Annotated in this window: 19 protein-coding genes and 1 riboswitch; of the genes, 3 read left to right on the top strand and 16 right to left on the bottom strand. The window is 66.6% G+C overall.

Annotation, left to right across the window (positions count from 1 at the left end):
- Positions 1–10: 10 nt before the first annotated feature.
- Positions 11–475: a pyridoxamine 5'-phosphate oxidase family protein gene (locus tag ACR65K_RS03415; protein WP_440151336.1), complete on the bottom strand. Its 465-nt coding sequence runs from the start codon at positions 473–475 to the stop codon at positions 11–13.
- Positions 476–639: 164 nt separating this feature from the next.
- On the opposite strand from ACR65K_RS03415, the gene ACR65K_RS03420 reads away from it, so the two are divergent.
- A complete protein-coding gene (locus ACR65K_RS03420; RefSeq protein ID WP_440151337.1) occupies positions 640–1,623 on the top strand; it encodes a S1C family serine protease in 984 nt (327 codons plus the stop codon).
- A 97-nt stretch (positions 1,624–1,720) separates the two neighbouring features.
- Here the strand turns inward: ACR65K_RS03420 and ACR65K_RS03425 are convergent, their stop codons facing one another.
- The 10 genes from ACR65K_RS03425 to ACR65K_RS03470 form a co-directional block, all read right to left on the bottom strand.
- The gene (locus tag ACR65K_RS03425) at positions 1,721–2,098 is read right to left on the bottom strand and encodes a hypothetical protein (protein ID WP_440151338.1); all 378 of its coding nucleotides are present in this window, start codon (positions 2,096–2,098) and stop codon (positions 1,721–1,723) included.
- A gap of 62 nt (positions 2,099–2,160) precedes the next feature.
- The gene (locus ACR65K_RS03430; RefSeq protein WP_440151339.1) at positions 2,161–2,559 is read right to left on the bottom strand and encodes a fluoride efflux transporter FluC; all 399 of its coding nucleotides are present in this window, start codon (positions 2,557–2,559) and stop codon (positions 2,161–2,163) included.
- On the bottom strand, positions 2,556–2,957 hold the full coding sequence (locus tag ACR65K_RS03435) for a fluoride efflux transporter FluC (RefSeq protein WP_056335536.1): 402 nt from the start codon (positions 2,955–2,957) through the stop codon (positions 2,556–2,558). Before ACR65K_RS03435 ends, ACR65K_RS03430 begins: the two co-directional genes overlap by 4 nt.
- Positions 2,958–2,964: 7 nt before the next feature.
- Complete coding sequence (locus ACR65K_RS03440; protein WP_056334958.1) at positions 2,965–3,678, bottom strand: metal-dependent transcriptional regulator; 714 nt, start codon at positions 3,676–3,678, stop codon at positions 2,965–2,967.
- Between the two features lie 45 nt (positions 3,679–3,723).
- Positions 3,724–4,482 (bottom strand): class I SAM-dependent methyltransferase, encoded by a 759-nt coding sequence (locus tag ACR65K_RS03445; protein WP_056334960.1) that lies wholly within the window; start codon positions 4,480–4,482, stop codon positions 3,724–3,726.
- A 101-nt stretch (positions 4,483–4,583) separates the two neighbouring features.
- Positions 4,584–6,002 (bottom strand): aminotransferase class V-fold PLP-dependent enzyme, encoded by a 1,419-nt coding sequence (locus ACR65K_RS03450; RefSeq protein WP_056334963.1) that lies wholly within the window; start codon positions 6,000–6,002, stop codon positions 4,584–4,586.
- A 37-nt stretch (positions 6,003–6,039) separates the two neighbouring features.
- A riboswitch (SAM riboswitch) is annotated at positions 6,040–6,153 on the bottom strand.
- 153 nt (positions 6,154–6,306) lie between these two features.
- Positions 6,307–7,119, bottom strand: a complete 813-nt coding sequence (gene hisN, locus ACR65K_RS03455; RefSeq protein WP_056334967.1) for a histidinol-phosphatase — start codon at positions 7,117–7,119, stop codon at positions 6,307–6,309.
- Between the two features lie 44 nt (positions 7,120–7,163).
- Positions 7,164–8,279, bottom strand: coding sequence for a ribosome small subunit-dependent GTPase A (gene rsgA / locus ACR65K_RS03460; protein WP_056334969.1), 1,116 nt, complete (start codon positions 8,277–8,279; stop codon positions 7,164–7,166).
- Positions 8,269–9,651: a 3-phosphoshikimate 1-carboxyvinyltransferase gene (gene aroA / locus ACR65K_RS03465; protein WP_056334972.1), complete on the bottom strand. Its 1,383-nt coding sequence runs from the start codon at positions 9,649–9,651 to the stop codon at positions 8,269–8,271. The genes rsgA and aroA overlap by 11 nt, the downstream gene beginning before the upstream one ends.
- Positions 9,652–9,657: 6 nt before the next feature.
- Positions 9,658–10,206, bottom strand: a complete 549-nt coding sequence (locus ACR65K_RS03470; RefSeq protein ID WP_056334973.1) for a DoxX family protein — start codon at positions 10,204–10,206, stop codon at positions 9,658–9,660.
- A 276-nt stretch (positions 10,207–10,482) separates the two neighbouring features.
- On the opposite strand from ACR65K_RS03470, the gene ACR65K_RS03475 reads away from it, so the two are divergent.
- Complete coding sequence (locus ACR65K_RS03475) at positions 10,483–11,256, top strand: sigma-70 family RNA polymerase sigma factor (RefSeq protein WP_235565178.1); 774 nt, start codon at positions 10,483–10,485, stop codon at positions 11,254–11,256.
- A complete protein-coding gene (rsrA, locus tag ACR65K_RS03480) occupies positions 11,253–11,513 on the top strand; it encodes a mycothiol system anti-sigma-R factor (protein WP_056334975.1) in 261 nt (86 codons plus the stop codon). Before ACR65K_RS03475 ends, rsrA begins: the two co-directional genes overlap by 4 nt.
- Positions 11,514–11,630: 117 nt before the next feature.
- On the opposite strand, the gene ACR65K_RS03485 is transcribed toward rsrA, so the two are convergent.
- The 5 genes from ACR65K_RS03485 to ACR65K_RS03505 form a co-directional block, all read right to left on the bottom strand.
- Positions 11,631–11,705, bottom strand: coding sequence for a 50S ribosomal protein bL37 (locus ACR65K_RS03485; RefSeq protein WP_369299106.1), 75 nt, complete (start codon positions 11,703–11,705; stop codon positions 11,631–11,633).
- Between the two features lie 121 nt (positions 11,706–11,826).
- Positions 11,827–12,288: a PadR family transcriptional regulator gene (locus tag ACR65K_RS03490; protein WP_056334978.1), complete on the bottom strand. Its 462-nt coding sequence runs from the start codon at positions 12,286–12,288 to the stop codon at positions 11,827–11,829.
- Entirely contained in the window at positions 12,288–13,121 is an 834-nt protein-coding gene (locus tag ACR65K_RS03495) for a DUF4097 family beta strand repeat-containing protein (RefSeq protein WP_440151340.1), read from the bottom strand. The genes ACR65K_RS03490 and ACR65K_RS03495 overlap by 1 nt, the downstream gene beginning before the upstream one ends.
- Before the next feature lie 81 nt (positions 13,122–13,202).
- Positions 13,203–13,802, bottom strand: a complete 600-nt coding sequence (locus tag ACR65K_RS03500; RefSeq protein WP_056334984.1) for a GDSL-type esterase/lipase family protein — start codon at positions 13,800–13,802, stop codon at positions 13,203–13,205.
- A 155-nt stretch (positions 13,803–13,957) separates the two neighbouring features.
- The gene (locus ACR65K_RS03505) at positions 13,958–17,767 is read right to left on the bottom strand and encodes a multifunctional oxoglutarate decarboxylase/oxoglutarate dehydrogenase thiamine pyrophosphate-binding subunit/dihydrolipoyllysine-residue succinyltransferase subunit (protein ID WP_056334987.1); all 3,810 of its coding nucleotides are present in this window, start codon (positions 17,765–17,767) and stop codon (positions 13,958–13,960) included.
- Between the last annotated feature and the right edge of the window lie 502 nt (positions 17,768–18,269).

Raw genomic sequence — 18,269 nt, forward strand, 5'->3', positions numbered from 1 at the left:
TTCCCCGCCACTACAGCCAGTCGGCGGAGAAATCGACGGGCGGCCACCAGCGGGAGCGCGGCCTGACCGGGAACCGGCGGCCGGTGACATCGGTGGGCGTAATGGCCACCAGGTGGTCCTTGATCCCCGGCTCCCAAGGTTCCCGGTCGGCGTCGCCGGCCGGAAGCCGCATGGTGGTCTCATCAAAGGGCCGCGGCCTGCCCTTGGCAACAACGCTCCAGACCTCCGTGGAATACGGATTGAGGCCGTCAACCTCCAGGGCGGCAATTCCGCCACCAAGCAGGGCGCGAAGCTTGGTCCCGGGTGCGGTGCGGAACACCAGAGTTTCTCCGGCAACGGAAAAGTTCACGGGGAAAATCTCGGGAATGTCACCGTTGATGACCGCCAACCGGCCGATATAGGAGGACCGAAGGTACCGCCAGCATTCCTCGGCGTTCAGTATTTCTGTTTGAGACCCTGCGGGGGAGTCAGTCATGCTCCGATCCTAAAGCCTGCGACAGGTGCTGCCCACCGCAATGCCGGCGTTCACCCAAGGCGTAGCTGTTCCGGGAGTGGACCTGGCCCATCCATTGTTGTGTCCCATAAGGCCCGTAAAGGGCATGCCATTGCCGGAAGCGGCACCAAGGGCGGAGGTGCGTCATGGACCAGGCGCAGGAACCCATACCCACCGGGGACGACGACGTCCTGGACTCGTACTCGCAAACCGTCATGCGGGTGGCAGCAGCCGTTACGCCGCACGTGGCAGCGATCGAAATGACCGCAAAAAGGGGCAACGGCAGGGTCAGGGTGGGCGCGGGCTCGGCGGTGCTCTTCACGCAGGACGGCTACCTGCTCACCAATTCACACGTCGTGGCCGGCACCCGGCACGGTTTTGCCGCGTTCGGAGACGGCAGCCGGATGGACCTGGAGCTGGTGGGAGCCGACCCCCTGTCAGATCTCGCCGTGGTCCACGGTTCGCGGTCCAAGGTGCCGCCCGCCGAATTCGGCGCGGCAGAGACGCTGCGCGTGGGCCAGTTGGTGGTCGCCGTCGGAAATCCGCTTGGCCTGGCAGGTTCAGTCACCGCCGGCGTGGTCAGTGGCCTGGGCCGGGCCATCCCGGTCTGGTCGGGCGGCAACCGGCGGGTCATCGAGGACGTCATCCAGACAGATGCTGCCCTGAATCCCGGAAATTCCGGTGGAGCGCTGGCGGATACCCACGCCAGGATTGTCGGCATCAACACCGCAGTGGCCGGCGCCGGCCTGGGCCTTGCCATCCCGATCAACGCCACCACCCGCAGGATCATCTCCGCACTGTTGTCGGACGGGAGGGTGCGCCGCGCCTACCTGGGGCTTGTGAGCACCCCGATCCAGCTCAACCCGAGCGCCGTGATCCGCAGCGGACGGCGGGAAGGGCTCCGCATCGTGGAAGTGCTGCCCGGTTCGCCGGCCGACAAGGCAGGTCTTTCCGCAGGCGACATCATCGTCACCGCCGGAGGGCGGCCCGTGAGCAATGCCGAAAGCCTGCAGCGGCTCCTGTTTTCCGATGCCATCGGCGAGCCGCTCGATGTGGCCGTGCTGCGTGACGGTACCGAGCTGCACCTCACCGCTGTCCCGGAGGAAATGACGGGCAACGGCCCGGCATGATGCACGACGGCGGCCCGGCCGCTGGCAGGCATGTCACCGGGGCACATTGCCGGGGCAGTCATCGATCGCGTCCTCGGGCACGGCCACCGGGGCGGGCTTAAGGGCTGGCCGGAGGCGCTTCCACGTCCGCGATGCCCACGAAACGCGTCCCCACGCCGTCGTACTCGCTGCGGACGCAGCCGGGGCGGACGGCGGGAACATCGGACGGCGCATGGTGGCCGCACACCACGTAGGTGAAGTCCGGCCACCACTTCTTGGGCCGGGCCGCCTCCTCGTAACCGCAGACCGCGCATTCCAGGTGCACCCACACCGGCCGCTTGCCCGTCCGGTTGGCGCGCGACTGCACCAGCCAAGGCGGAGGATTGTCCAGGATGCCACGGAGTTCGGCCTCCGTCATCCACTTCGGCAGGCCGTGGCGCTGCGCCATTTCAAGGGGAACATCAAGGGTTATTGCGGCGTCGCGTCTGCTGATCATCACCTTCCACCATACGGGAGGCCGCCAAATCGCCGGCCGGAACGCCGCCGGAAACAGTGTCCCTAGGCGGCCAGCGCAATCCCCGCGGCCGCGGCAGCAAAGCCGAAGCCCAGGTTGACCGCCACGTTCAGGGCAGCGGAGCCGAACCGGGCTTCGCTGAGCAGGCGGATGGTGGCGGTGGTCCACGAGCTGAAGGTGGTGAGCCCGCCGGCCAGTCCCGTAGCCAGGCCAACCTGCCATTCCGCGCCCAGTCCCAGCTTGGCAGTCAGCCCATGTGCCAGGCCGATGATGAAGCACCCCGCAACGTTGACCACCAGCGTGGCCCAGGGCCAGTGCAGTGCCGCATGGCCAGCGGTGCGGACGCTGCGGATGCTGCTGTGGTGCGCGAACCAGCTGTCGATTGCGAACCGCAGGAGTGCCCCGGCCACGCCAAAGACTCCCACCAGGGCTGCCGTGATCATTGCAGTCCGAGGTTCCGGGCAATAAGCCTTCCGGAACGCCAGCCCAGGCCGGCAGCCGCCAGGCCGAGCCCCAGTGACAATCCCAGATACAGAATCCATTCGGGGTGCGCACCTGCTCGGGCCAACTGGTCCGAGGCGAAAATCACCGCTGAAAACGTGGTGAAGGAGCCCAGCAGGCCCGGCCCTATCCCGGCCCGCAGCCAGAACGTCGTATGCGGGCGTGACATCCAGACGGTGGTCAGCGCCGCGAGGGCGAAACTGCCGCTGATGTTGATGGCCAGCGTGGCCCATGGGACCGAGCCGGGCACGTCCGGAAACGCCAGCCCCAGCCCGTAGCGCAGCTCACTGCCGGCCAGCCCGCCGACGGCGACAGCCAGCCAGGCGCGGCCGGTGGGCATCGCCACGTCAGAGTCCGTCCAGGGTGCAGCCGGCGTGCGGGGCGTCGCTGGAGACCCACAGCGCGGAGGCGATTTCGTCGGCGAGGTCGAACTCGCGGGCGCCGGCCGGACCGCTGATCCGCACCACCAGGGCGCCGCCGAAGGGCCGGCGTCCCACCACCTCCACATCGGCGTCGAGGTCGATGTCCTGGGCGGCAAGGTAGCGCAGCAGCTCCGGGTTGTCGTCGCTGATCCTGGTAATCCTGCCGGCATGCCCCTGGTCCAGTTCGGCGAGAAGGTGCGCGCGCGGCATCAGCACCTTCCCGTCGGCAGTGGGAATGGGGTCGCCGTGCGGGTCACGCTTTGGATTGCCGAGCTTGGCGGCCACCCGTTCGATGAACGTGTCAGACACGGCGTGTTCGAGTTGTTCAGCCTCATCATGGACTTCGTCCCAGCTATAGCCGAGCCGCTGGACAAGGTACGTCTCGATCAGCCGGTGGCGCCGGACCATGGACAGGGCCAGCCGTAGGCCGGCCTCGGTCAGCGTGACGGCGCTGTAGGGCTTGTGGTCCACCAGGCCCTGGTCCTTCAGCTTGCGGACCATCTCGGACACCGAGGAATTGGCCACCCCCAGCCGCTGTGCAAGCTGGGTGGACGTGATTGGCTTGTCCTGCCATTCGGTGAACGAATAGATGACCTTGACGTAATCCTCGATCGAGGAGGAGGGCGCGCTGGTCTTCACACGGTCAAGCCTACCGGCTCCGGGGGCGCCGCATGGGATGCGCCGTCATGCTTTGGCGGCCCGCCAGGCCAGGGTGAGGTAGGGGAGGGCAATTTCCTGGTCAGGGGTATAGGCCAGGTGTTCGTGCAGGTACCAGTCCAGGTTGGCCAGGACCTTGGCGCGGGTTGCCTCGCCGGCCCGGAGGTAGTAGCTGCGGGACTTGGTGAGTTCCATCAGGTCCGTGGTGGTCACCGTGTCCTGCCAGTGGGTGACGTGCCCTTCGAGGCCTCGGAATTCGGGTCCGACGACGGGTTTGTGGCCGGGCCGGTACACGTCGCCCGCGTGCATGATCCGGGAGAGCCGGTGCACCCAGGGGACAGAGGTGTCCAGCTGGTTCCAGACCAGGGCCAGGGTTCCGTGCAGGCGCAGGACGCGGGCCAGCTCAGTGCTTGCCGCGAGGGCGTCGCACCAGTGCCACGCCTGGGCAACGGTGACGACGTCGAAGCGGGCGTCGGGCAGGCCTGTCGCCTCGGCAGTCCCCGGCACGGCCGTGGCGGCCGGGTAGTGTTCCATGAGCTGGGCGAGCATGTCCGCGGAGGGGTCCACGGCGGTGACATGCAGTCCCATGTCCAGCAGCAAGGCGGTGAACTTTCCGGTGCCGGCGCCCACGTCGAGTGCATCATGGGCATCCGTGGGCACCAGCCACCGGGCTGCCTCTTCCGGGTAGCCGGGGCGGACGCGCTGGTAGTGCCTGCCGCCGTCCTGGAAGCTCTGCCCGAGTTCCCTGCGCCGCCCGTGATCAAGCTTGGGGCCACCCCGAACCACGCGTGGCCTCCTTCACCTGACGTCCTGCGGTACCTTTCGAATTTACCGCATCCTCCTGGCCGCCGGATCGATGGCCTGGACGGCAGGGGTTGGGCAGGGTGTCAGTCGTCGATGCAGGGCGCGGCGCCGGCGGTGCCCGGGGTGTTGGGTGCCCAGTGCGGGTAGGTGCGGGTGTCATTGGCGGGCACCCAGCGGCCCGCGTCCACCACGTAGTCCCAGCCCAGCCCGTTGCTCCGCAGGGCACGGATGCCGGCCAGCAGGCGTTCGGCGTCCTCCAGGCGTGAACCGACACCGAAGCTGGCGCGGAGGGAACCGGACGGCAGGCCCAGTCGCTTCAGCAGCGGGTGCGCGCAGAAGCGGCCGTCCCGCAGTCCCACGCCGTGCTCTGCCGAGAGGTACGCCGCCACCAGTCCTGCGTCGTAGCCCTCAACGGAGAAGTTGACCACGCCGATGGTGTCCGTTTCCGGGTTGGTGTCCTTGAAGATCTGGTGGACGGTGACGCCGTCGATCTCCTGCAGGCCCTCCACCAGGAAGGAACGGATGGCGGACTCGTGGGCATGCCAGCGTTCCTGGTCCAGCCCGGCAATGACCTGGGTGGCGCGGGCCAGTGTGGCGGCTCCCAGGACGTTCGGTGAGCCCCCCTCATGGCGCGCCGGTCCAGTGGCCCAGCTGACGCCGTCGAGCCTGGCTTCCTTGACCGCGCCGCCGCCCGCGAGGTGCGGGACGCCGGTGTCCAGCCAGTCCGGGCGTCCCACCAGGACGCCGGCGCCGAAGGGCGCATACAGCTTGTGGCCGGAGAAGGCGAGGTAGTCGACGTCGTCCGCGCTGATATCCACGCGGCGGTGGGGGGCGAGCTGGGCGGCATCTACCACGATCCGTGCACCATGCTCATGGGCCAGCGCGGCCAGGGCGCGGATGGGCAGGATTTCGCCGGTGACGTTGGAGGCTCCGGTAACCGCGAGCAGGCTGACGCCGCCCTGGCTCAGCTCCGCGCGGACGGCGTCGATGGTTTCGGTGATGGTGTCGGCGGCAACGATGCTGCGGTGCGGGACGCCCTGCCACGGCAGGAGGTTGGCGTGGTGTTCGATGTCCAGGTAGAGCACCTCGCCGTCGTGCCGGCCATTGGTCACCGGCAGGCAACCGGCCAGCAGGTTCAGCGAATCGGTGGTGTTGCGGGTGAAGATGACCGAATCATCCGAGCGGCCGCCGACGAAATCCCTGACGATGCTGCGGGCGTTCTCATACACCGAGGTGCTGATCTGGGACGCGTATCCTGCCCCGCGGTGGACGCTCGCGTAGTAGGGGAGGATCTCGTTCAGGTAGGCCGACACCACGGACAGCGCCGGGGCGGAGGCGCCGTAATCGAGGTTGGCGTACCGCACGTGTCCGCCTGAAATCAGGGGTGCCTGGATTTCGGCGCCGGTGACGGCAGCGAGGGGCCGGCCGGCAGCGGCGTGGCGTCCGTCGGGGACGCTGGCTTCGGCAATGACGGGCTGGGGGGAGACGGTGGCAGTTGTCACAGAGACCTCACTTGATGACAGGACTCCGCCATGGGGGAATCCGCGCTTGCCGCATCCGCTCCGGACCGGCCTGGTCGTCACCCGGGGCACCCCACCGCGAATGGAGGGTTGCCGGCCAGCAAACCGGGGTTTTGCGCTGGCACTCGTGACCTGAATAAAAGCGTAGGACATGGGGCGGCCAGGATTGAAGCCGCGGCAATTGTTAAGGTGTTTATTACGTGCCGCCGAATAAACGACGCCGGACACTTCCCCAGGAAGGTGTCCGGCGTCGCATTATTCGCTTTTATGCGGAAAAGCGCATCAGTTACAGCAGATCATCCAGGTACGGGTTCAGGCGGTGCAGGACCTCCGAGTGCAGGATTGAGTTCGTGGCCAGGGCGTTTCCGCCGAACGGGCCGTCCTCGCCTTCCAGGGATGTGAACCGGCCGCCGGCCTCCACCACGATCGGCACCAGTGCGGCCATGTCATAGAGGTTCAGTTCCGGTTCGCAGGCGATGTCCACCGAGCCTTCGGCCACCATGCAGTACGACCAGAAATCGCCGTAGGCCCGGGTGCGCCAGACATCCTCGGTCAGGCCAAGGAACTCGTCCAGGTTTCCGCGTTCCTTCCACCCGCCCAGGCTGGAGTACGAGAGGGAGGCATCGGAAAGCTTCGACACGTCCGAGACGCGGAGCCGGGTGGCAGCGGCAAGGGACCTGCCCATGTACGCGCCCATGCCTTTCGCCGCCCACCAGCGCTTGCCAAGGGCCGGGGCGCTGACCACGCCCACCACCGGCTCACCCTCGTCCACGAGGGCGATCAGCGTGGCCCACACCGGAACGCCGCGGACAAAGTTCTTGGTCCCGTCAATGGGATCGATGATCCAGCGCCGCGAACCGTGGCCGGTGCTCCCGAATTCCTCGCCCAGGACGGCGTCGCGGGGGCGGGAACGGGAAAGCTGGCCGCGGATGGCTTCCTCGGCGGCCTTGTCCGCGTCGGTGACCGGCGTCAGGTCCGGCTTGGTCTCAACGTGGAGGTCCAGGGCCTTGAAGCGGCTCATGGTCTGGTCATCCACGGAGTCGGCCAGGACATGGGCCAGGCGCAGGTCATCGTTGTAGCTCGAAGCGGGTTGGATCATGGTTCCAAACTACCGTCTGCAAACGGTTCTGCCGGGAGAACGCGTCAGTTGACGCTGCCGAGCTCCTTGGTTTCCTGTGCTTCCATCCGTGGATCCGCACCCAGCAGCCGCCGCAGGGACGCCAGCCGGGCAGCCCCGGTGGGGCCTGCATGTCCGCCCGCCACCCAGTCGTCAAGGCCGCAGTCCACCGCGGCTGCCGTGTGCTTGCAGCCGCGTTCGCAGTTTTCGATGCCGGGGGAGAGGTCCGGGAAGGAGCGCAGGATCCGGTCCGGGTTCACGTGCGCCAGGCCGAAGGAGCGGATGCCGGGGGTGTCGATGATCCAGCTGCCGGGCGGCGCATCCGCCAGCCGCAAGGCAAGGGCGGAGGAGGATGTGTGGCGGCCGCGGCCGGTCACGGCGTTCACTCCGCCGGTGGCCCGCTCCGCGCCGGTCAGTGCGTTCACCATGGTGGACTTTCCGACACCTGAGTGCCCGAGCATCACGGTGACCTTGCCGTCCAGGTGGTCACGGAGGGCAGCCACCGCCGCGCTCTCCAGCCGCGCCGAGAGGCCGTCATCGGACCGGGCGTCGATGCCTGATGCCAGCGCATCGGCTGTCCGGCTGATGATGACCGGGAAGTCCAGGTGGGTGTAGTTGGAAAGGAGTTCCGCAGGGTCCTTGACGTCGGCCTTGGTGACCAGCAGGATGGGCTCGATCCCTGCGTCGTAGGCGGCCACCAGTGCGCGGTCGATGAATCCCGTGCGGGGCTCCGGGTTGGCCGCGGCCACCACGATCACCAGTTGGTCCGCGTTGGCCACCACCGCGCGCTCAATGGGGTCGGTGTCGTCGGCGCTGCGTCGCAGGAGGGTATGGCGGTCCTGGATCTTCACCAGCCGGGCCAGCGTGTCCGGTGCGCCGGACACGTCCCCCACCAGTGACACGAAATCGCCGGCAACCACTGGCGAGCGGCGCAGTTCCCGGGCGCGCGCCGCGATGACAACGCGCTCGTTCTCCGAGTCCTCGTCCACCACTGCGGTGTACCGGCCCCGGTCCACCGTGATGATCCGTCCGGTCACGGCGTCGTCATGGCTGGGGCGGTCCTTGGTGCGCGGCCGGGAACCCTTCTTGCTGGGACGGATGCGGACGTCCGATTCGTCCCAGGAACCAGTGCTACGCGCCACTGACGCGCCCTTCCGGTCCGGCTGCGGACCCCGCGTTCTGGGCCAGCATGCCGGCCCACAGCTGTGGGAAGTCCGGCATGGTCTTGGCAGTGGTGGCGATGTCCTCCACCTGGACGCCCTCCACCGCGAGTCCCAGGATGGCACCGGCCGTGGCCATGCGGTGGTCCGCGTAGCTATGCACGACGCCGCCGTGCAGCGGGGCGGGCCGGATCACCAGGCCGTCGCTGGTTTCCTCGGCGTCGCCGCCGAGCCGGTTGATCTCCGCCACCAGGGCCGCAAGCCGGTCCGTCTCGTGCCCCCTCAGGTGGGCGATCCCGCTGAGCCGGGAAGGTCCCGAGGCCAGGGCACACAAGGCTGCCACCGTCGGAGCCAGTTCACTGGTGTCCGCGAAGTCACCGCCCTTGATCTCCGGGCCGCCGGTGACGGTCAGGACGCCGTCAGCCAGGGTCACCGTGGCGCCCATGCTGGCCAGGATTCCGCGCCAAAGGTCTCCCACCTGCTGGGTTTCCGCCGGCCAGTTGGGAATCCGGACCGTCCCCCGCGAGGCAAGGGCCGCCGCAAGGAAGGGCCCGGCGTTGGACAGGTCCTGTTCGATCCGCTGGTCGAAGGCGCGGATGGGACCCGGCGCCACCACCCAGTGGTTGGGGACGGAATCGTCCACTGACACGCCGGCGCCGCGCAGGACGGCCACCGTCATGTTGATGTGGTCCAGGCTGGGCACCGGCTTGCCCACGTGTTCCAGGTGCAGGCCCTCGTCGAACCGCGCCCCCACCAGGAGGAGGGCGGAGACGAACTGCGAGGAGGCACTGGCGTCGATCACCAGATGCCCGCCGCGCACCGCGCCGGTGCCCTCCACCACGAAGGGGAGCGACGACGGCGCGCTGCCGTCCTCGGCGGATACGGCCACGCCCAGGGCCTTGAGGGCCTCGATGATGGTTCCCATGGGCCGCTTCCGGGCGTGGGGGTCGCCGTCGAACAGGCTGGTTCCATTGCGGAGTGCCGCCAGCGGCGGGACGAACCGCATGACGGTGCCGGCGAGTCCGCAGTCGATCCTGGTCACCGCTGCCGGCGCTGTCGCCGGCAGCGGTACCACCTCCAGGTCGGGACCGAAGGCGCCGTCCCCGGGCACTTCGGTGATGACGGCACCGAGCTGCCGGAGTGCGTCGACCATGAGCGCCGAGTCCCTCGAATGCAGGGGCGCGCGCAGCCGGGACGGGCCGTCCGCGAGGGCCGCCAGGACCAGGTACCTGTTGGTCAGGGATTTGGATCCGGGCACCGTCACGGTGGCGTCAATGGGCCGGGACGCAAAAGGCGCGGCCCAATTGTGGACAGGTGTTCCGGAGTCGTCCCGGGTGGCAGCTGCTGCGGTCATTCGTGCTTATGCTCCCGTGGCGTGTTCGACAGCGCGGCGCACGGCCTTGTCCGCCTTGTTCAGCTTCTTGGTGGTGGTTTTGCGGGCGTCGGCGGCCAGGTGCGATGCATTCCTGCGGGCATCGGCCGCCAGGTGCTCGGCGCGCCAGGCCAGGCCGGGCTTGCCCGCGGTGTCCACGGAAGCGAGCAGGGCGCCGCCGCTCAGCGAGAGGTTCTTGAGCAGCTGGTTCCGGCGGCCTTCGCGCCCTTCCTTGCTGCTGATGTCCGCACTGCGCCACTCAACAAAGGTGTTCAGGAGCGAAATCACCGTCAACAGGCCGGCCGAGAGACGGGAGAACTTGCCAAGGCCGAACAGGACACCGGCACCCACCTGCGTCCCGCCGATAACCCGGGCAAGGGTCTTTTCATTCGCCTGGAACGGGAGCGCTGATGCGGCCTTGCGCAGCAGCGGTGAGAGCTGCTGTGCCGTGTCGTCGGCGTTCCTGAGCTTATCCAGTCCGGCAAGAACGAAACTGGAGGCAAGCATGGGCCGTGCGAGGGTGCGGACAAAGGGCATGGATTTCCTCCTGGATGGACGAGCCGCGGCGAGCGGCGGAGTCGGTCCTAGTCTTGCACTTTTGGGGAATATTTACCCGTGGGAGCCGGTTATGGCAAACGGGTCCGCGACATGGGGCCCGACGATCATTCACCCGATACAGAGCGGAGTTGGCCCTTGGGGAAGGTGTTGGACGGAACCAGGCAGGCGGGCCCGGTGGCAGTGGACAAGCTGGCCTCGGAGCCCCCGGAGTACGGCATGCCCCGGGCAGGGAGCCTGACAGTAGACTTGAAGGCAATGAACACCCTGGATCCGGCCGTTGCGGCCATGTATGAGGCTACCCCCGGCGAAGTGAACGGGAAGGCCGGCTCCGCGCCTGTGCCTGCGGGAAAAGCAGGCGCTGATTCGGTGACCGCTGCTGCGGACACCGAGGACAGTACCCTGGACGTCTCCAAAGAGAGCGACGAACAACGCCGCCTTCGTTTTGAGCGGGACGCCATGCAGTACGTTGACCAGCTGTATTCCGCTGCCATGCGCATGGCGCGGAACCCGTCCGACGCCGAAGACCTGGTGCAGGAGGCCTACACCAAGGCGTTTTCGGCCTTCCACCAGTACAAGCCGGGTACAAACCTGAAAGCCTGGTTGTACCGGATCCTGACCAACACGTACATCAACCTCTACCGGAAGAGGCAGCGCGAGCCCCTGCAGTCCAACTCGGACAGCATTGAGGACTGGCAGCTGGCACGGGCGGAATCACACACCTCGAGCGGACTGCGTTCGGCCGAGGCAGAAGCGCTGGACCATCTTCCCGATTCGGACGTGAAGCGGGCGCTGCAGGATATTCCGGAGGAGTTCCGGCTGGCGGTCTACTTCGCCGACGTGGAGGGCTTCGCCTACAAGGAAATTTCAGACATCATGAATACGCCCATCGGCACTGTGATGTCCCGGCTCCACCGCGGCCGGCGAATGTTGCGGGACATGCTCGCGGAATACGCCGCCGAGCGGGGATTCAAAACGGCCGCGGACGCCACCGATGCGGCAGGAAGCAAAGCACAGGAGAACAGGAAATGAGCGACTGCCAGGGATTGGGCGATTGCGATGACACCCGGATGCAACGCATCTACGAATACCTTGACGGGGCACTGACCCGCGAGGACATTACGGAAATCAAGAACCACCTTGATGACTGCCCTGAGTGCACGGAGCAGTATGACCTGGAGTGCGTCATCCGCAACATGGTCAAGCGTTCCTGCACGGAGTCCGCTCCGGACAACCTGAAGAACGCCATCCTGGACAGGATCCACGCCATCCGTCCCGTGGAGGCATAGGTACAGCCATCCCTCGCACGGAGCGCGTGAGCGGATCAGGGCCGCAGACAGCAAAGGACCCCGGAAGCCGGTTGGCTTGCGGGGTCCTTTGCTTGAACCGTAGTTCCTGGCATGTGCCTAGGTGTTGGGGCGCTTCCCGTGGTTCGCGCCGCCACGCTTACGGTCACGACGCTTGCGTGCACGCTTGCTCATAGCTGGCCTCCTTACTGTTGGTACTCAAAAAGAGCTGCCCTCAAGTCTCGCACATGATGTGGCGGCCCGCGAACCGGGAAGGGGCCGATGACCTGCGGCAGCGCGGCAGGATGCGCCATGCCTAGGACTGGAGGGTGCTCCGGATGGCAGCGCGGGCCTCGTCCAGGGCTGCCCTGACGGTTTCCAGTGTGCCGGGGCTGATGGGACGGCGCATGCCCGGCTGCCGGAGGTCTGCGCACAACTCGTCGCGGAACTTCTGCACCATCAGTTCCACATCCAGTCTTTCCAGGGAGACCGCGATGTCATGCTCGACCCCCGCCACATCCTCCCGGCGCCGGTCCAGTTCGGCAAGGCCGGCGGCGGTGATGTAGTAGTTGGTGCGCCGCCCGGCCCGCTCGGTGGCCACCAGGCCGTCTTCCTCGAGCTTGCCCAAGCGGGGGTAGATGGTTCCGGCGCTGGGGGAGTAGGTCCCGCCAAACCGGTCCTTGAGCGCTTTGATGAGCTCATAGCCGTGCCTGGGCCCGCCTTCCAGCAGGGCCAGGAGGTAGAGGCGCAACGCACCGTGTGCGAAGACGGGCGGCATCAGCCCTGCGCTTCCCCGTCACCGTCAACGGGTCCGGGAGAATGGACGATCGAAGTCCTGCCCGACACCGAATTGGTCCGGACGAGCATCAGTTGCCCGTCCGGTCCGGCAATGGTCTCCACTTTGCCATTGGCCAGGAGGCACTGCCGGCCGTCAAGGATCACCGCTCCACCGGCGGATTTTGCCACGATGTCGGCGCCGACGTCGTGCGGCAGCACGATGGTGAGGTCCCCGGACACCGAGTTGGAGCCGAAGTCACGGGTAAAGCCGAGCAATTCGAAGTTGAGGTGGCCGCTCACGGTGTTGGTGCGGACATTGGTGAAGTGGCCGGAGGCGGTAACCGCTCCGGAGACGCTCTTGGCGGTGAGCACGCCGTGGTGGTTCCTGACGTCCACGCTGCCGCTGATGATGCTGACCTGAAGCTCGCCGGTGGTGCTGTCCGCCACCACCGAACCTGACGCGGTATTCAGCCGGACATGGGCGGAGATGCCCGAAATGATTCCCTCACCGCTGACGGTGCCTGCCTCGACCTCCACCCCTTGGGGAATGGCGATGGTGATGACAGCTGAATTCTCGCTGTTGTGGTTGACCGTCTCCATGAGGTTCTTGAACCAGCCCTGGGCGCCGTGCAGCTGATGCCGCACTTCCAGCCTGCCGCTGTTGAGCGATACCGCCACCGGATCGCCGTGCACCTCGGCAAGCTCCAGCCGGACCCCGGGTCCGGTGTGCGTCACCACCTGGAACCTTCCCCGGACCATGCCCAGCTTCAGGGACGTCACGCCATCGATGTCCATCGTTTGCGGCTCTGTAACAGTCCAGGCCTGCCCGGTCATGGTCCCCTCCATAGACGATATATCGCGTTGCCCTCCAACGTAATGCCGCCGGAAGGTGTGGTCAAGGTATCCCGAAAGGGGTTACTGGGGCGCATCCAGGCGGAGCCACTGGAACCAGCCGCGGTGCAGCACCAGCCATGCCATGAGGCCATACCCCGCCTGGCCCGGTGTACCGCCGTTGGCCGCGAGGTCCTGGCGCCACTGTTCATGGTTCAGCAACGGCGAGAACGTGTCGACGTAGAGGTGCTTGCGGCGGGTGGTGACGTCAGCGAAGGCGGTGTTCAGTTCGTCAAGCCGCCGGTTCTGCGCCGGGTCAAGTGTGGGCGGCGGCCCCACAACGAAAACCTCGATCCGGTTCTGGGAGGCCGAGTCCAGGATGTTGGCCAGGTTCAGCCTGCTCCGTGCTGTGGAGAGGCCGAACTCGATGTCCCGCCCGGACAGGCCGATGACCAGCCTGTTCTCCGCCTGGGCGCTGAAGCGCCGGCCGGCTTCATCCAGCCACCGCGCGGCCAGCCCCTCCGTACCTTCCTGCGGACAGGGGAGGGAGTAGCTTTCCAGGAGCATGCCGTCCTGGGGAGTGCGGGCCAGGACGCGGCCCAGCCAGCCAAGCGCCCTGGGATCGCCCAGTCCGGCCAGCAGTTCGTCTCCTACAGCTGCGATCCGCAGCTTCCTGTCTTCCACGCGTTCCTCTTTACTTCGGTACGGGTTTGCTTCGGTGCGGCCGCTGCATCGTCGCCGCCGCGGCTGCGGAGGTACGGGGCGGCGCTGTTCATCCATTAAACAGAACTGCCCGGCCGGAGTCTGGTATTTAGACTCCGGCCGGGCAGCCTTACTGCTTACTTCCGTGCAAATGCCTGCTTCAGCAGGACATCCTGTTCCGCGGCGTGCCGCTTCATGGAACCGGCAGCCGTGGAGGCGGATGCCGGCCGGGACACCAGGCGCACGCGGCGGTCGAGGATTTCCGGCAGGTTCAGGCCGATGAACGGCCAGGGGCCCTGGTTGGCAGGCTCATCCTGGGCCCAGACAACCTCGGCGTTGGGGTACTTGGCGAGTTCAGCCGCGATCTCCTCATGCGGCAGCGGGTAGAGCTGCTCCACGCGGATGATGGCGGTGGTCTTGTCGCCGGTCTTCTGCCGGGTGGACAGGAGATCGTAGTACAGGCGGCCGGACACCAGGAGGACGCGTTCGACGGCGGTCGCCGGCAGCTGCTCATGCTCACCGATGACGGGGCGGAAGGTGCCGTTGGTGAAATCCTCCACGGACGACGCGGCAGCCTTCAGGCGCAGCAGCTGCTTGGGCGTGAAGATGATCAGCGGCTTCCGCGGGCGGTTGTACGCCTGGCGGCGCAGCAGGTGGAAGTGCGAGGCCGCCGTGGTGGGGTTGGCCACGATCATGTTGTCTTCTGCACACAGCTGCAGGAAACGCTCGATCCTCGCCGAGGAGTGGTCAGGTCCCTGGCCTTCGTAGCCGTGCGGAAGCATCAGGACCAAGGAAGAACGCTGGCCCCACTTCTGCTCGGCAGAGGAGATGAATTCGTCGATGATGGTCTGCGCACCGTTGACGAAGTCGCCGAACTGGGCTTCCCAGAGGACCAGGGCGTCCGGGCGCTCCACGGAGTAGCCGTACTCGAAGCCCATGGCAGCGTATTCGGACAGCAGCGAGTCGTAGATCCACAGCTTGGCCTGGTCGTCGGAAAGGTTGCCCAGCGGCAGCCATTCCTTGCCATTGGCGCGGTCGTGGAAGACAGCGTGGCGCTGCACGAACGTGCCGCGGCGCGAGTCCTGGCCGGCGAGGCGTACGGGCACGCCTTCCATGATCAGGGAGCCGAACGCCGCGATTTCGCCGAAGCCCCAGTCGATGCCGCCCTGGCGGGACATCTGCTCGCGCTTCTCCAGCAGCTGCTTCAGCTTCGGGTGGACCGTGAAGCCCTCGGGGATCTCGACGTGTGCCTTGCCGATCCGGGCCAGGGTCTCGGCGCTGATGGCCGTGGAGGCCGGAGCGCTGACGCTGGAATCGGACTGCTGTGCCATGGGCCGCTCGATATCGGACACGGCGGCGGAATCGGCGGTGACGATCGGGATCGGGGAAGTCTGGGCGGCGTGGGTCTCGGCAAAGACCCGCTCCAGCCGTTCCTGGTAGTCGCGGAGCAGCTGCTCGGCTTCTTCCTCGGTGATATCCCCACGGCCGATCAGCGACTCGGTGTACAGCTTGCGGACGGAGCGCTTGGCCTCGATCAGGTTGTACATCAGCGGCTGGGTCATCGAGGGGTCGTCGCCCTCGTTGTGGCCACGGCGGCGGTAGCACACCATGTCGATGACGACGTCCTTGTGGAAGCGCTGGCGGAATTCGTAGGCAAGCTGGCCAATGCGGACAACGGCCTCGGGGTCGTCGCCGTTCACGTGGAAGACCGGTGCCTGGATCATCTTGGCAACGTCGGTGGAGTACGTGGACGAGCGCGATGACGAAGGGGCGGTGGTGAAGCCGACCTGGTTGTTGACCACGATGTGGATGGTTCCGCCGGTGCGGTAGCCGCGCAGCTGGGAAAGGTTGAGCGTTTCCGCCACCACGCCCTGGCCGGCGAAGGCAGCGTCGCCGTGGACCATGATGGGCAGGACGGGGAACGATTGGCCCTGGTCCAGCCGGTCCTGCTTGGCCCTGACAATGCCTTCGAGGACGGAGTCCACGGCTTCCAGGTGGGACGGGTTGGCGGCGAGGTAGACCTTGGTCTCCTTGCCGTTGTCCGACGTGAACGTGCCCTCGGTGCCCAGGTGGTACTTGACGTCACCGGAGCCCTGGACGGAGCGCGGATCCTGCGTGCCTTCGAATTCCCGGAAGACCTGGGCGTAGGTCTTGCCGGCGATGTTGGTCAGGACGTTGAGCCGGCCGCGGTGGGCCATGCCGATGGCAACTTCGTCCAGGCCGTCGTCGGCGGCATCGGACATGATGGCGTCCAGCAGCGGGATCAGGGACTCGCCGCCTTCCAGCGAGAAGCGCTTCTGCCCAACGAACTTGGTCTGCAGGAAGGTCTCGAAGGCCTCGGCCGCGTTCAGCTTGGAGACAATGCGCAGCTGCTCTTCACGGCTTGGCTTGGAGTAGGGGTGCTCCAGCTGGTCCTGGAACCATTTGCGCTCGGCAGGCTCCTGGATGTGCATGTATTCGATGCCGGTGGTGCGGCAGTAGGCGTCGCGCAGGACTCCGAGGATGTCGCGGAACTTCAGCATCGGCTTGCCGCCGAAGCCGCCCGTGGGCCATTCGCGGTCCAGGTCCCAGAGGGTCAGCCCGTAGGTGAGGACGTCGAGGTCCGGGTGCTTGCGCTGGACGTACTCCAGCGGATCGGTATCCGCCATGAGGTGTCCGCGCACGCGGAAGGAGTGGATCAGCTGCTGGATCCGGGCCACCTTGTTGATCTCATCGGCCGGATCCACCTGCAGGTCCGGGCTCCAGCGCACGGGCTCGTAGGGGATGCGCAGGGCTTCGAAGATCTCGTCGTAGAAGTTCTGCGCACCGAGCAGCAGCTGGTGCACCAGCTTGAGGAACTCGCCGCTGCCGGCGCCCTGGATGACGCGGTGGTCGTAGGTCGAGGTCAGGGTGAGGACCTTGCTGATGGCGTTCTGCGCGATGATCTTTTCGCTGGCGCCCTGGAACTCGGCGGGGTAGTCAAGCGCGCCGACGCCGATGATGGCGGCCTGGCCCTTGGACAGGCGCGGCACCGAGTGCACGGTGCCGATGCCGCCGGGGTTGGTCAGGGACACGGTGGTGCCCTGGTGGTCCTCGGCGGTGAGCTTGCCGTTGCGGGCGCGCTTGATGAGGTCCTCGTACGTGTGCCAGAACTCGGCGAAATTGAGGGTCTCTGCCTTCTTGATGTTCGGGACCATGAGCAGGCGGGTGCCGTCGGGCTTGGGCATGTCGATGGCGATGCCGAAGTTGACGTGTGCCGGCTGGACTGCGACGGGCTTGCCGTCCACCTCGTCGTAGTAGACGTTCATCGACGGGAACTGGGACAGCGCGCGGATCACTGCATAGCCAATGAGGTGCGTGAAGGAAACCTTGCCGCCGCGGGCGCGGGCGAGGTTGGAGTTGATGACCACGCGGTTGTCGATCAGCAGCTTGGCGGGAATCGCGCGGACGCTGGTTGCGGTGGGCACCTCAAGGCTGGTGACCATGTTGGTGGCGATGGCCTTGGCCGGTCCGCGGAGGACGGAGACGACGTCCTCCTCCGGCGCGGTGGGAGCCTTGACGTTCTTGGGCAGCTGCGCAGGAATTGGCTGCGAGCCGGTTCCTGCTTCGGTCTTCTTGCCGCCGTCGCGTGCTTCCGTGGCGGGGGCCTTCTTTACAGGTGCCGGGGCCGCTGCCGGAGCGGCAGGCGCCGGGGCGGCCGGGGGAGCGGCAGGGGCTGCGGCCGGCGACGGTGCCGACGCAGCGGGTGCCGGCTTCACCACGGGAAGTTCCCGGGTGGGAGGGTTGGCAGCATGAGCGGAATTCCCGTTGTTGGAAGAACCGTTACCCGAGTCGAAGGATTCAAACAGCGGCCACCATTTGGCGTCCACAGCGTTCTTGTCCTTTTGGTACTGCTCGTACAGTTCGTCAACGAGCCACTCGTTCCCGCCAAATTCCTCTGGTAGACGGTGGCTTGGCTGCTCTGGCACTTGAAATACGCCTCTTCCATGAGTTTGATTTCTCTTTGGCCCCCCGGTGCTTCAGCACTGCGATCGAACCAGTCTCTGCGTCCTCTGAACCCAGACCCTTTGCAAGTCTAGTGAGCATCTTGTGTTAACTGCCAATAAGGGTGACCCAAATCATGAAGTGACGTTCGCGGGGCTAAATGCAGGGCTAAAAAAGCATCCCAATATGAACTCGGGGACGGTAGTTCCGGGGCGACGTCCATGCCTTACCGGCAGCCCCGGGGAGCGCTTGGGGACCGGAAAACGTCCCGGTCCCGGACACCCTGCCGCGCATCAGGGGAGGGGGCCGCTCCTGTAGACTGATAAGTCTTATGGACAGTAAATCTAGGTGCCGGCCTGGGCGCTGTCAGCGGAGCTCCAAGAGAAGCGCCGCGCAGTCCGCCCCCAGAGCCGGCAAACCCCGACAACGCGCCCATCACCAGCCAACGGCCCAGCTTGCCGCGGCCTGCACGGAACGGTCATCGCG

Source organism: Arthrobacter sp. SAFR-179, from assembly GCF_059414945.1.

What these genes read in the sequence shown, in the direction of transcription:
- ACR65K_RS03475 (WP_235565178.1), top strand. Translation starts at nt 10,483, where the DNA reads ATGAACACCCTGGATCCGGCCGTTGCGGCCATGTATGAGGCTACCCCC.
- ACR65K_RS03490 (WP_056334978.1), bottom strand. Translation starts at nt 12,288, where the DNA reads ATGCCGCCCGTCTTCGCACACGGTGCGTTGCGCCTCTACCTCCTGGCC.
- hisN (WP_056334967.1), bottom strand. Translation starts at nt 7,119, where the DNA reads ATGATCCAACCCGCTTCGAGCTACAACGATGACCTGCGCCTGGCCCAT.
- ACR65K_RS03435 (WP_056335536.1), bottom strand. Translation starts at nt 2,957, where the DNA reads ATGCCCACCGGCCGCGCCTGGCTGGCTGTCGCCGTCGGCGGGCTGGCC.
- ACR65K_RS03430 (WP_440151339.1), bottom strand. Translation starts at nt 2,559, where the DNA reads ATGATCACGGCAGCCCTGGTGGGAGTCTTTGGCGTGGCCGGGGCACTC.
- aroA (WP_056334972.1), bottom strand. Translation starts at nt 9,651, where the DNA reads ATGACCGCAGCAGCTGCCACCCGGGACGACTCCGGAACACCTGTCCAC.
- ACR65K_RS03415 (WP_440151336.1), bottom strand. Translation starts at nt 475, where the DNA reads ATGACTGACTCCCCCGCAGGGTCTCAAACAGAAATACTGAACGCCGAG.
- ACR65K_RS03495 (WP_440151340.1), bottom strand. Translation starts at nt 13,121, where the DNA reads ATGACCGGGCAGGCCTGGACTGTTACAGAGCCGCAAACGATGGACATC.
- ACR65K_RS03425 (WP_440151338.1), bottom strand. Translation starts at nt 2,098, where the DNA reads ATGATCAGCAGACGCGACGCCGCAATAACCCTTGATGTTCCCCTTGAA.
- ACR65K_RS03470 (WP_056334973.1), bottom strand. Translation starts at nt 10,206, where the DNA reads ATGCCCTTTGTCCGCACCCTCGCACGGCCCATGCTTGCCTCCAGTTTC.
- ACR65K_RS03420 (WP_440151337.1), top strand. Translation starts at nt 640, where the DNA reads ATGGACCAGGCGCAGGAACCCATACCCACCGGGGACGACGACGTCCTG.
- rsrA (WP_056334975.1), top strand. Translation starts at nt 11,253, where the DNA reads ATGAGCGACTGCCAGGGATTGGGCGATTGCGATGACACCCGGATGCAA.